This window comes from Arthrobacter sp. 10T425, from assembly GCF_056393985.1.
Genome location: NZ_JBFTGZ010000011.1, coordinates 91,670 through 103,354, shown reverse-complemented (window position 1 = coordinate 103,354; position 11,685 = coordinate 91,670). Strand labels below are relative to the sequence as shown.

Genomic DNA, 11,685 nt, shown 5'->3' with positions numbered 1-11,685 from the left:
GTGGGGCATGAGGAGCACCTCGGGTCCGTCCATAGCGCCAAGACGGAGCCGAAGCCCGCCGGTGAGTAGCGGCACCGGGCCGTCCAGCACCCGGTCCGACTCCATGTCCCAGGTGCCGTTGCGGCTTGCCTGATCTGCCGCCCACCATCTGCCCTCGCTGTGCCAAAGCCGGACGTGTTCGCGGCTGACACGATCGTCATCGATAGAAACATCGGCGCCAGCATCCCGACCAACCTGAACTGTCTGCTGCGGCGGAAAGCTCCACTCACGGCCATTTGCGCGCACGAAAAGCGCAGTTCCGTCCGGGGGTGGCACTTGGTCCGGCATGGCGACCTTCCTTACTTCGTCCGGCGTAGAGAACCGACGACGTGATCGAAAGTTTCCGTGCGCTGCTCGAACAGCGACGAGGGGGCGAAAAAGACCAGGAGTTGGACCGGATCGGTCTCAACGACGAAGACCCGGACCTGCAGCGTGACGGCGGATGAGAGGGGAATCGTCCCCTCCATGGCCTGCCCCTTAACCTCCCCGACGGTAGCCGGCCCGCGGTCCACCAGATGCGCGTCCCGGCCGGGCAGGAGCGCTTCCGCCGTGCGGACGCGGGCGGTCGGGGATTGATTGGTCAGCCCGGCGGGCCGGTGGTAGATGGCGAGTCCGGCGACTTTCTCCGGTTCACTGGCCGTTCGGGCCGCGGCAGCCGGAGCGTCCGGCTCGTCGGCGAAAAGCGCCGTCAGGTCTGCGTCCGAGAGCACACTGACGGTGCTGTCGCCCGCTTCGTGAGTTCGGGCAGTCCAGCTCTGCGGGACATCGAGGGTGTACGGGACGCCATCCGCGCGAAAGGTCACGTACTTTTCTCCAGACAGCATCGGCGGGAGCAGCGCGCCGGCGAGGATGGCGAGGATTAGGAGGAGGAGCGCCCCGCCTAGCACAGCCAGCCGTGCGGCCCGGCCCGGCCGCCGCTCAGCGCGCCTACCCCGGGACCCGGTGGATCGTCCGCCCAAGTGGGCGTTCGCGCCCGCGCGGACGAGGGTCCCTGCTTCCACCGGGGCGGCGCCGCTGTTGCCCTTGCCGGGTCTAGTGGCGCGGGGCGGGACCGCGTGTTTCCCCGCGCCTCGGGGCTGCGCTGGAACAACCTTGCCAGGCGGGCCGCCGGACATCATGGTAACGAGCGCGCCGCATGTTGGGGGCCGGTCCTCGGGTTGTTTCGCCATGCCCTTGACGATGGCAGCCTCCATTGCAGGAGGGACCTCCGGCCGTTCCAAGGTGAGGCGCGGCGGCTCCTCGGTCATGTGCGCCCACAGCTGGGCCGAGTCGTCGTCATGGTCGAACGGCGGGTGGCCTGCGAGCAGCGTGTAGGCCACGCACGCCAGCGCGTACACATCGGCCCGACTATCGATGTCCCCGCCGCGGATCTGCTCGGGTGCGACGTAGTCCAAGGTGCCGAGGAAGTGACCGGCCGTCGTCACGCCCGTGGCGGAGGTGGTGCGCTTTGTGAGACCGAAGTCCGTGAGGTAGACGAGCCGGTGGCCGTTTGCCGGGTCGTCAGAGAGCAGTATGTTGCCGGGCTTGACGTCCCGGTGGACAAGGCCCGCGCCGTGCGCGGCGTCCAGGGCCGCGGCCGTGTGGGAAAGAATGCCCAGGGCCTCGGTCAGCGGGAGAGGGCCGCGAGCGTCAAGTTCTGCCTTGAGATCAGTGCCGTGCACAAAGCGCATGGCGATGTAGAGCAGTCCCGACCATTCCCCGGCAGCGTAGATCGGCAAGATGTTGGGGTGGTCCACCGAGGCGGCGAGCCGGGACTCACGGACAAACCGCTGGCGGAACTTCTCGTTGGCTGCAAGTTCCGGGGCCAGGAGCTTGAGGGCGACGGGTCGGCCGAGCTGCACGTCCAGCGCCCGGTACACGACTCCCATGCCGCCGCGGGCGACCAGGGACTGGATCTGATAACCCGCGAATTCTGCCCCGGGATAGAGGTAATCCTGAACGGGGTCCACGGTTTACCCGACCGGATAACCGCAGCCGGAGCAGAACCGCGCTCCCGGGCGCACTGATCTGCCGCACTGGGAACAAAACGTCCGGCCCTGTCTCTCCGCGGAGCGGGGTGCCAGCGGTCCGGCCGTGCGGGTTTCGCCACCGTTCAGGCCCGTATTTACGTCCCCGGGCGCCCCCGAAGCCGGCTGACCTCGCCCGCCAGATACCGGAGATTGCGAGGGAGGAGAACTCTTGTGCCCGGCTGCTTCGGTGCGCACGGGGCCCGTCCCGCCGTGTCCGGCCTGCTGTCGCAGGACCTGATCTTCATCAGCGCGCGCAGCCCGGGTCATTGCGGTCTGGCTCTCGCCGGTTTGGGGTTTCAGAGGGGCAACAGGTCTCCCTTCGGCACCCTTTGAGCTTGAACGGCCAGTGGGGCGAGGCGGGGCCCCGCGGACGCCCCGAGCGGCTGACGCCCTGCCGCGACGCAGGACCAGGACGGCCAGGATTCCGGCCAGGAGCAGGAATCCGGCGAATCCGGGCAGGAGGGCAGCCTGCAGGGGGCCGTCCTTGCCAGCGTCTGCGGCGGCGGTCGCCTGGTCTCCCATCGGGTGCTCGCTACTCATCTTTCGGGCCTGCTCAAGATAACTTGTCGCCAAGGCGGAATCGAAGTAGGTCAAGGACTCTTCGAGTGCGCTCTCGGCCGATCCGCCCATGCCCGATGAGAGGTGATCGATGCCCCGCCGGAATACAGCATCGAACTTCGATGGGGAGGCCTCAACGCCCGCCGCGGCCATAGCTGCTTGAATGGACGCGGCCGGCACCAGAGTGCCCTGGCCGTCTGGCTGGCGGGGCCCCATCAGGCCGAGGACCTGGCCGGTTGCCCCGTCGAGCACGGGGCCGCCGGACACGCCGGCGTCGAGCGGCCCGGCAAGGTCCTGACTAGAGCGGATTCGGCCCGCGGCGGTGTCCACCGCCACCGGAAACTCCGCCGGTCCCGCCTTAGGGCTCGGATCCTCGGTGAAGCCGACCAGTACGGGATTCGCACCTGGTGCTGCGGCCGGCGCGGCCAGCGTGGCTGTCGGCGCGCCACCGCCGCCACTGATCCTGAGCAACGCGATGTCCTTGGGCCCGGTCGGGTGGTTGAGCAGTTCGGCCATGACGGTCGCAGGCTCCGCCGTGTAAGTGTGCACTCGGTACTGGGGGACGCGAAAGACGATACAGTGCTCCACCTGGTCGTAGCAGTGCTGCAGGTGCGGCGCCCAGTATCGATCAGGCGTCGAGCCTCGCCGCAGCGGATTCCCGCCGTTTCCAACGATCGGCACTCCGATCACTTTGGCGAAGAGCTCGTTCGCGCTGTAAGCGGCCACAGCGCCCTCGTCGACGGCAAGATTCTCCCAGGTGGTCGCCACAATCCCGTCTGCTGAAACGACGACGCCGGTAGCGGAACCGAGCGGCACTGTGGACCGGCCACGGGAGATCACCACCTCACCTGTGCTGTGGTCAATGTGGGCGATCTCCGCGATGGCAAGGAGGTCGATTCGCACGAGAGCAGCCTTGGACCCCTCGGCATCGCTCTTCAATGTGGCGGATGGAGTAGGCATAGGACTGGCCGCCGATGTCAGCGTCAATGCAGCGGCGACGCCGACGAGAAAGACCAGGAAGCCGGAAGTGCGCCTGTGCATCATCCAAAGCTTCGCCATGAACAGATACGTGACGACGGCCATGCCCGTGTCGCGAGACGTGAGGCGGGAACAGAAGACGGTGGCAGCAACTCGCTTTTGGTTCATGGCGGATCCTCTGGTCGAATATGAGACCGTCACGCGGATACGCCTGTGGGTTTGATCAGCCCGTCCCCCGCCATAATGCTAAGCCTTCTGATCATTTGTGTCATCGGAGTTCTTCGGAATAGTTCACAGATCAGGAAGCCGCAGTGGAACGCCTTTTGAAGGGACAGGCCGGTCAATCTCCCGTCTGCCCGGGCTGCAAGATCCTGGACCGGGACTAATTTGTCGAACGGGGAAGTTATGTTGTCGGGGCCGTAACCGGTTCACGCACCGCGCTTCGGGCGCCGATGGGAGTGATGCACGTGACCACCATGCCTGCCGAGGGAGTCGGGTTCCGCTCCAAACGCGGACCCGTCCTCATTGCCCTGATGCTCTCCACCGGCCTGGTGGCGATCGACGCGACCGTGGTGGCGACAGCCGTGCCCGCGATCGTGCACGACATTGGCGGGTTCAGCTCGTTCCCCTGGCTGTTCTCCGCCTACCTGCTGGCGCAGGCCGTGTCCGTTCCGGTCTACGCAAAGCTCTCCGACACCATCGGCCGCAAGCCGATCATGCTGATCGGAATCGGTCTGTTCCTGCTCGGCTCGATCCTGTGCGGAGTGGCCTGGAGCATGCCGGTCCTCATCGCCTTCCGCGTGGTGCAGGGCCTGGGCGCGGGCGCGGTCCAGCCGATGGCCATCACCATCGCCGGCGATATCTACACCCTGGCCGAACGGGCAAAAGTGCAGGGCTACCTGGCGAGCGTGTGGGCGGTCTCCTCAGTGGTGGGTCCGACGCTCGGGGGAGTGTTTGCCTCACTCGGCATCTGGCGCGGCATTTTCCTTGTGAACATCCCGCTGTGCCTGGTGGCCGGATGGATGCTGGTCCGGTCCTTCCACGAGAACATCGAGCCCGTAAAGCACCGGGTCGACTATCTCGGCGCGGGGCTGCTCACCGTGTCGCTCACCCTGCTCATTCTCGGGGCCCTCGAGGGCGGCCAGGCCTGGGCCTGGGACTCCGCCATCAGCGACGCAGTGTTCGCCGGCGGTGCCCTCCTGTTCGTCGCGTTTATTCTCGTCGAACGGAGGGCGGCGGAGCCGGTGCTGCCGCCGTGGGTGGTTTCCCGGCGGCTGCTGGCGACGACGGCGATGGTCGCCTTCGGGGTCGGAGCGGTCATGCTGGGCATCACTTCGTACGTTCCCACGTTCCTCGTGGGAGCCCTCTCGACCTCCCCGATCGTGGCCGGACTCGCCCTGGCAGCGCTGACCATCGGCTGGCCGATCAGTGCCTCCCAATCGGGCCGCCTGTATCTGCGCATCGGGTTCCGGAACACTGCCCTGATCGGCATCACGGTCACCGTCATCGGCACAGCAGTCCTGGCCGTCACGGCCTCCGTCCCCAACGTTGCGCTGGTCGCCGTCAGCTGCTTCATCGTCGGGCTCGGACTCGGCCTGGTCGCGACCCCAACCCTGATCGCCGCCCAGACGAGCGTCGAATGGAACGAGCGCGGCGTGGTCACGGGCACCAACCTTTTCGCCCGATCCATCGGCAGCTCCATCGGCGTCGCCGTTTTCGGTGCGATAGCGAACGCTGTCTACGCCGGCACCCCGCACGGCGACACGGATCCCCACACCATCGTGGCGGCCTCGTCCGCCGTGTTCCTGGCCGTCATGATCGCCGCCGTCCTCACCGTCATCGCCGTGCTCGGCATGCCCGCCACCAAACCCGTCACACAGGTCCAAGCCGCCGCGCGCGGGTCATCCAGCACCGGTTGACCGCGGTTCCGCTGTCACTTTTGGGGTCGTGCTGGGGCGTTCATCGCCGGATGCCGAGGGTGGCGATGAGATCTTCGTGCAATTCGAACCAGATGCGGTGGAAGGAGTCGCGGTCTGTGGCGGTGAGCCACGCTGGCTCCGTGGCTGCGTTTTCCACTGCCAGCTCGAGGCGTTCCGCGTATCCGCTGAACCGCGGCAACACAGCGGTCAGGCGGACTTCCAGATCGCTCAAGGACGCCAATGCCTGGGTGAAGGTTTGCTGTGTTGGCTCGTCGATCCCATCGTTGGACTGACTTCCCTCGGCGAGCCAGCGGAGTTGGAGTTTGCTGCAGGCGGCCACGACTCCTGCGTTCAGCGGTGCAAACTTCGCGTGCACGGCGGTGACTGCTGCCTGGCCGCCCACGCTGTCCAGTTCCTCGGCCAGGAGCCGTTCGTTTTCAGTCCTGCCGGCCACGGTCAGGGACCAGCCCCGGTTTCCGCCGAATGAGGAGCGCGACGCCCACCCGTTCGCGCCGGCGTAAATGAGGAGCCGTTCGACGTCGTGCGGATCCTGGCCAAACCGGGCGGCAACTGACTCAGTGTCAGCGAAGCCGAGCAGCCTCAGGGCGTGGAGGGTGAGCAGCATGGATGGCTGCTGCGGGCTCATGGACCCGCTCCGGGACCTGCTGGTTTCGCGTGGACGGTTCCGTGGGTTCCGTCGACCACGAGCGTCGTTCCGTCCGTGATGCGGGTCAGCGCGCCGGTTACCCCCAGAACGGCGGGGATGCCCTGTTCGCGGGCCACGATGGCGGCGTGCGAGAGCATCCCGCCCGTTTCTGTGATGACGGCAGCGGCGATCCCGAACAGTGGCGTCCAGGCGGGGTCAGTGGTGCGGCAGACCAAAACGTCGCCGGGGGCCACCGCGGAGAATTCGTCGACGCTGTGAACTGTCCGGGCCGTCCCGCAGGCGGTGCCCGGGCTGGCGCCGATGCCGGTGAGAACCGCGCCGGCGGGATCGCGGCCTTCCCTTCCGGCACTGGCCTGAGGAGTGAATTCCACGTCAGCCCACCACACCCGTCTCGGGCCTGCCGGACAGCCGATCCAGTCTCTGCTGCGCGGCCTGCGCCGAGCGGAGCCCAAGGCTCTGGGCAATCTGGGGCCAGGTCAGCCCCTCGGCCCGCGCCAGGAACAGGAGTGCCGTTTCCAGGCCGTCCGTCTCTGCCCGCGCGGCTGACACAAGCGTGAGGGCGGCCCGCACGTCCAGACCATCCACCGGCTCTCCGCGGTCGGTCCCGTTGGACCGCCACAGGACGTGCTGGATCAGGTCACTCGCCGAAGGGGGCTGCCGCTCACCGAGCCAGGGCCGGGGCGGGAGTTCGGCGGCGCCCCGGTCCAGCAACATCCGTGTGGCCTGGCTTTGGCGCTGAGCCTCCGCAGCGTCGCCGCCTTGACGGGTCCCGTCGGTCTCGTTCATTCCAGACTCCATTTTCCCGTCGGCTCGGCACCCCTCGACACCACCAGCTTCTGGCATCAACATCCTGTTGTCAACAAACTGTTGATGCTTCGGGGGGAGGACGAGTCGTTGAGGCGGCGCGGACAGGAACGCCACCCGGCTGTTGGCCGGGTGGCGTTCCAAGGGGGTGTTTTGCCGGCGGTCCATGACCGGGCTGTTGCAGGTGTTTACTTTCCGGAGTTGTTGTGGGAGTTGTTGTTGCCGTGTTCGGTGGAGGCGACGGCGCCGGTCTGTTCGTTGAGCAGGACCTGGTCGTTGCGCTGTCTGCCGAAGTTGAACATGGCGTTCACCGACCCGGCGGTGGCGTCGGCGGAGGCGTCGCCGATCCGGCCGGTGTGCCAGTTGTCTTCGATGAAGCGCAGGATCGAGGCCTGGTCGGTCTGGGTGTGGTCCACAAAGTTCTTCTTCGCGTAGGGGGAAATGACTACCAGCGGCTGGCGCGGGCCGGGGCCGCAGCGGTCAGCGTAGCCGCCGGCCATCGGGACGCCGCTGGCTGCGGCGTGCTGGCACCAGGCGTCGTCGTCGGCGGTGTTGGAGGAGTTCTTTGCCTTGGCGGCGACGTGGTCGTACCAGCCGTCCGAGTCATCGTAGGCAAGCACCACGGCAGTGTTGTCCCAGTTCCGGGATTTCTGGATCTGGTTCACGGTGCTGGTGATGAAGTTCTGCTCGTCGATCGGGTCAGAGTAGGCGGCGTGGCCGTCCTGGAACATTCCGGCTTTCAGGAAGGACACGGCGGGCATGTTGTCGGTGTTGACCACCTTGTTGAACGCGGTGAGGTCGTACTGGTGGTTCGCCTGTCCGTTGTGGCCGATTTCCGCGTCGGACGCCGGTGCCAGGTGGTGCGGGTTGGCGGTGGAGGCGTAGTACTGGAACGGCTGGTGGTGAGGGGAGTAGTCAACAACGCTGGCGCCGGCGGCGTTCGTGTGGCTGGACAGGCACGACGCCGGGGAGTCCGCGGTCGCGGCGGTGGTCGGCGTGAAACCACCCTGGAACCAGCCCCAGGACGTGCCCTTGGCGTTGAGCAGGTCGCCGATGTTCCTGCCGCTCAGGCCGGCCAGGTTTCCGGTTTTGGCGTGGCTGCTGTTCGAGCAGTCGTCGTGGACCGGGTCCGGGTCGTTGATGACGGTGCCGACGCCGTTCGCATCCGGCAGGCTGACGGCACTGCTGCCGGCCGCCGGGGTGGCCACAGGTTGTCCTGCGGCGGTGTACTCGGTGGCCCCGTGGGTCTGGCCGGATACCAGATTCAGCGCCCCGGGTGTGGAGGGTCCGAAGACAGTGCTGAAGTGGTTGTCGCTCATGGAGTAGTTCTGGGCGTAGTTCCAGATGCCGGTGACGGTGTTGCCGTCGTAGTAGTCCATGGTGAGGCCGGGGCGGCCGTACTGGTTGGTGCCGCAGGCGTCGCGGCTGGTGAACTCGACGAACTTGTTCATCGCCCCGCCGTTGTATGCCTTCTGCTCGGCGGTGTATCCGTGGTCCTGGTCGCAGGTGACGGCCTGCGCCGGCGAGAGCCGGGCAGGCTGCGCAGAGTTGGGGTTGTTCGGTGCCAGAAGGCCGGCGGTGGCCAGAGTGTTGATGTCCTTGGGGGTGTTTTTCGCGGCGGTGAAGGATGCCGTCGCGGTGCCGGTGCCCTGCTGGGTTTCACCCGGGAGATTGGCAGCCTTGGGGTAGGTGGCGAAGTAGTGGTCGAAGGAAACGTTCTCCTGGAAGATCACCACCACGTGCTTGATTGGCGTCGCGGTACCGTTGTGGTTTTCACCGGCGGAGGCCGGACCTGCGCCGATACCGAACATTCCGGCTGTCAGTGCCGAGGCGGCCAGGGCTGCCGCGCCCGTGGCGGCGACCCGCTTCCGGGTGAATCGTTGTGCTGGATGAGGCATGGGGGTAGCCAATCGTTGTTGTTCAGGGATGCCGGCGGCTGATGGCAGGCATTCGTATGCTGCTTGGGTGAGCGGCCTGCGTTACTTGGCCGGCGTGACCGTGGCCTCGTAGGTGAGGATTTCGGTGCCGTTGCCTTCCTCGCCGTTGTCTGGGGCCACCTTCATGGTGAGGTGCCCGCCGTCGGCCGTCATTTTGAACGGGTTGCGCGTGGCCACATGGCCTGCGGTGGACCACTGCTGGAAGGGGACCTCGCGGATTACGCTGCGGGATTTGAGGTCGATCATCGCCATGCCGCCGAGTTCGTAGGTGGCGCCGGTGCCGCCGGCCGCCGGGGTCTGCGGGAGGTTGGTGATCCCGCTGCAGAGCATCCGGGAGTTGGCCACGTACTGGCAGTCCTGGTAGTCGATGAAGTAGTTCGGGTTCTGCCAGGTCGAGAGCTGCTTGCCCTGCAGATCCCATTCGGCGAAGCGGCGCGAGCCCCAGGTGTTGCCGACCAGGTGGCCGGTCTGCTTGTCCATCACGATGCCGCCGAAGTGGTCCTTCACCTCGAACTGCTTGTGCACGTCCAGGGTGGTCGCGTCGACTCGGTAGATGATGGCGCTGCTGTCCGGCCGGTACTGGGCCACGGGGATCCAGACGCTGGTGCCGTCGAAGTCGATGCCGCCGGGGTGGTACATGTCGCCCTCTCCCAGGACGATGTCCTTTTGCAGGGCGCCGGACTTGTCCATGACGAACAGGTGGCCGACGCCCTTGCCGGGGGTGCGGTCGAAGCCGTTTTGCGGGGTCGGGAACTTCACGGTCGGTTCGATGATCTGAACGGCCGAGAGGAAGATGTGGTCCTGGCTGTAGGCGATTCCCTCCGTGTGGTACGTCGGGAAATTCAGCTTCAGCTTCGACGTCTGCTGCCAGTTCGTGTTCCGGTCAACGCCGTTGAAGGCGTCGGCCAGGGCCGTGTTCCTGTCACCGTGGTTGCCGGCACCGGTGGGGTTGTCTGCGGCCTGGGCGGCCGCGGTGATGCTGATTGCGGACGCGGCCAGGACGATTGCTGCGGCGGCCGTGAGGATGCCTCGGGTGTGAGTCGTGCTCATTCGGGAGCCTCTCAAAGGTTGGATCTCAACAAGAGATCGCAACGCTACTTCCCGGTAATTAATCCCCGATACGGGCGGGTGAACGGCAGATGGCCGGCAGCGGTCCGGCGGACCGGCTTCGTTTCGACACGTGTCTCCCCCCCGCCGTCGCTGGCTTTGGGCCCTTTCAGCCGCTCAGGCGAGGACGGCGAGGCCTGCCAGGGTGCCGCCCTCGCCTTCGGCCAGCAGCCCGACGGCGGTGCCGGAGTTCGCGGGAAAGACCAGATCGGTGATGGTGGCCAGGCCGTCCTGCGCGAAGACCTCGACCGAGCAGCGGTCCAGGAAGACCCGGAGCCTTAGCCGGCCGTCCTCCAAGGACACGGCAACGCGCTCCACCGACGGGAACGACTCGTGGAAGCCCACGTTGCCGGATTCGGTCCGGTCCAGGCTGAGCTCCGCCGTGCGGCAGTCGTAGGCCAGGACAGTGCGCGCTCCGACTCCGGCTCCGGGCCCGGACCTGGAGCCGGATTCCCCGTCCGTTGAGCCGCCGGCCCGGAGCACCAGACCCACCCTGCCGGCGGCGCCGGGCTCGAAGTCCGCATCGATGCGCAGCACATCACCGCAGGCCTCGGCCGGAAGCCAGGTCACCCCGTCCGCCAACGGCTGCCGGTCCAGGGCGAACACCTCGGTACCGTGGGTGTGGAACGGGTCCACCGCCTCCTGCACCAGCACCGGGCGGCCGCCGCGGCACACCAGCCTGACCTCGCGGACCAGGGACATCGCGCTGCGCCAGCCGTCCGAGGGCGTTGAGGCGGCGTACTGCCAGTTGTTCATCCAGCCGATCATGAGCCGCCGTCCGTCCGGGACGTTGCTGAACGACACGGCCGCGTAGTAGTCCCGGCCCCAGTCGAGCCACCCGTAGTCGGCCATCCGGCTGTCGTCGGCCTGCACGCCGTCGGTGACGGTGGTTTCGGAACGGAACGTCACGCCGTCGAAGGTTCCGATGAAGTACTGGCCGCCCGATCCGCCGGCGATGCCGCCGGGGCTCAGGTTGACCACCAGGACCCACCGGGTGTTGGAGGCGTCGCCGTCCACCGGCAGTTCGAACAGGTCCGGGCATTCCCACACCCCTTCCGTGGCGTTTGCCGGGCCGAAGGTGCTCAGGTACTCCCAGGTCAACAGGTCAGCCGACTTGTAAAGGACCACCTCGTGGTGGACCGCCTCGACGGCGACCATCACCCAGTAGCTGCCGGCGGCGCCGTCGTGCCAAAAGACCTTGGGGTCGCGGAAGTCCGCGGAGGCGCGGTCCAGCACCGGGTTCCCGGCGTACTTGGTCCAGGTGGCGCCGTCGTCCGTGCTGTAGGCGAGGGACTGTGCCTGCCGTCCGGCGAGCGGTGAGGCGGGCGAGTACGCGCTGGTGTAGATGGCCACCAGCGGGGGCACGCCTCCGACGCCGAAGCCGCTGGTGTTATGGACATCGACCACCGCGGAGCCGGAAAAGATGGCCTCCTGCTCATCGCATGCGATGGCCACGGGTTGTTCGTCCCAGTGCTGCAGGTCCGTGGAGGTGGCGTGGCCCCAGGACATGTTGCCCCACTCCTCGCCGTGCGGGTTGTGCTGGTAGAAGAGGTGGTAGATGCCGTTGGCGTAGACCAGCCCGTTGGGGTCGTTGAGCCAGTTGCGCTCCGCTGAGTAGTGCCACTTTGGCCGGTACTGGCAGTCGAGTTCTGTGAGTGTTTTCATGA

9 protein-coding genes and 1 pseudogene are annotated in these 11,685 nt (G+C 67.0%); 1 reads left to right on the top strand and 9 read right to left on the bottom strand.

Features of this window, described 5'->3' with window-relative positions; translation table 11 throughout:
* Nucleotides 1-120: 120 nt before the first annotated feature.
* From AC1DDH_RS14110 to AC1DDH_RS14100, 3 genes and pseudogenes are all read right to left on the bottom strand, one after another.
* A pseudogene (locus tag AC1DDH_RS14110) lies at nucleotides 121-327 on the bottom strand (FHA domain-containing protein); the annotation flags it as partial.
* An 11-nt stretch (nucleotides 328-338) separates the two neighbouring features.
* A complete protein-coding gene (locus AC1DDH_RS14105) occupies nucleotides 339-1,988 on the bottom strand; it encodes a serine/threonine-protein kinase (protein WP_476955664.1) in 1,650 nt (549 codons plus the stop codon).
* Between the two features lie 3 nt (nucleotides 1,989-1,991).
* Complete coding sequence (locus AC1DDH_RS14100; protein ID WP_476955663.1) at nucleotides 1,992-3,752, bottom strand: zinc ribbon domain-containing protein; 1,761 nt, start codon at nucleotides 3,750-3,752, stop codon at nucleotides 1,992-1,994.
* A 293-nt stretch (nucleotides 3,753-4,045) separates the two neighbouring features.
* Here AC1DDH_RS14100 and AC1DDH_RS14095 point away from each other — a divergent pair, with 293 nt between their 5' ends.
* Entirely contained in the window at nucleotides 4,046-5,503 is a 1,458-nt protein-coding gene (locus tag AC1DDH_RS14095) for an MFS transporter (protein WP_476849693.1), read from the top strand.
* A 40-nt stretch (nucleotides 5,504-5,543) separates the two neighbouring features.
* Here AC1DDH_RS14095 and AC1DDH_RS14090 read toward each other — a convergent pair whose 3' ends face one another.
* From AC1DDH_RS14090 to AC1DDH_RS14065, 6 genes are all read right to left on the bottom strand, one after another.
* On the bottom strand, nucleotides 5,544-6,149 hold the full coding sequence (locus AC1DDH_RS14090) for a hypothetical protein (protein WP_476955662.1): 606 nt from the start codon (nucleotides 6,147-6,149) through the stop codon (nucleotides 5,544-5,546).
* Nucleotides 6,146-6,541 (bottom strand): PEP-utilizing enzyme, encoded by a 396-nt coding sequence (locus AC1DDH_RS14085; protein ID WP_476849691.1) that lies wholly within the window; start codon nucleotides 6,539-6,541, stop codon nucleotides 6,146-6,148. The genes AC1DDH_RS14090 and AC1DDH_RS14085 overlap by 4 nt, the downstream gene beginning before the upstream one ends.
* Before the next feature lies 1 nt (nucleotide 6,542).
* Complete coding sequence (locus AC1DDH_RS14080) at nucleotides 6,543-6,956, bottom strand: hypothetical protein (RefSeq protein ID WP_476931936.1); 414 nt, start codon at nucleotides 6,954-6,956, stop codon at nucleotides 6,543-6,545.
* A 206-nt stretch (nucleotides 6,957-7,162) separates the two neighbouring features.
* Nucleotides 7,163-8,872 carry a phospholipase C gene (locus AC1DDH_RS14075; protein WP_476931935.1) on the bottom strand — a complete coding sequence of 570 codons (1,710 nt, stop codon included), beginning with the start codon at nucleotides 8,870-8,872 and terminating at the stop codon, nucleotides 7,163-7,165.
* Nucleotides 8,873-8,953: 81 nt separating this feature from the next.
* Nucleotides 8,954-9,961, bottom strand: coding sequence for a DUF6454 family protein (locus AC1DDH_RS14070; RefSeq protein WP_476859954.1), 1,008 nt, complete (start codon nucleotides 9,959-9,961; stop codon nucleotides 8,954-8,956).
* Between the two features lie 174 nt (nucleotides 9,962-10,135).
* The gene (locus AC1DDH_RS14065; protein ID WP_476931934.1) at nucleotides 10,136-11,683 is read right to left on the bottom strand and encodes a glycoside hydrolase family 32 protein; all 1,548 of its coding nucleotides are present in this window, start codon (nucleotides 11,681-11,683) and stop codon (nucleotides 10,136-10,138) included.
* Between the last annotated feature and the right edge of the window lie 2 nt (nucleotides 11,684-11,685).

Excerpts from the sequence above, each read along its gene's own strand:
- AC1DDH_RS14100 (WP_476955663.1), bottom strand. The coding sequence starts at position 3,752 with ATGAACCAAAAGCGAGTTGCTGCCACCGTCTTCTGTTCCCGCCTCACG.
- AC1DDH_RS14075 (WP_476931935.1), bottom strand. The coding sequence starts at position 8,872 with ATGCCTCATCCAGCACAACGATTCACCCGGAAGCGGGTCGCCGCCACG.
- AC1DDH_RS14090 (WP_476955662.1), bottom strand. The coding sequence starts at position 6,149 with ATGAGCCCGCAGCAGCCATCCATGCTGCTCACCCTCCACGCCCTGAGG.
- AC1DDH_RS14095 (WP_476849693.1), top strand. The coding sequence starts at position 4,046 with ATGCACGTGACCACCATGCCTGCCGAGGGAGTCGGGTTCCGCTCCAAA.
- AC1DDH_RS14080 (WP_476931936.1), bottom strand. The coding sequence starts at position 6,956 with ATGAACGAGACCGACGGGACCCGTCAAGGCGGCGACGCTGCGGAGGCT.
- AC1DDH_RS14065 (WP_476931934.1), bottom strand. The coding sequence starts at position 11,683 with ATGAAAACACTCACAGAACTCGACTGCCAGTACCGGCCAAAGTGGCAC.
- AC1DDH_RS14070 (WP_476859954.1), bottom strand. The coding sequence starts at position 9,961 with ATGAGCACGACTCACACCCGAGGCATCCTCACGGCCGCCGCAGCAATC.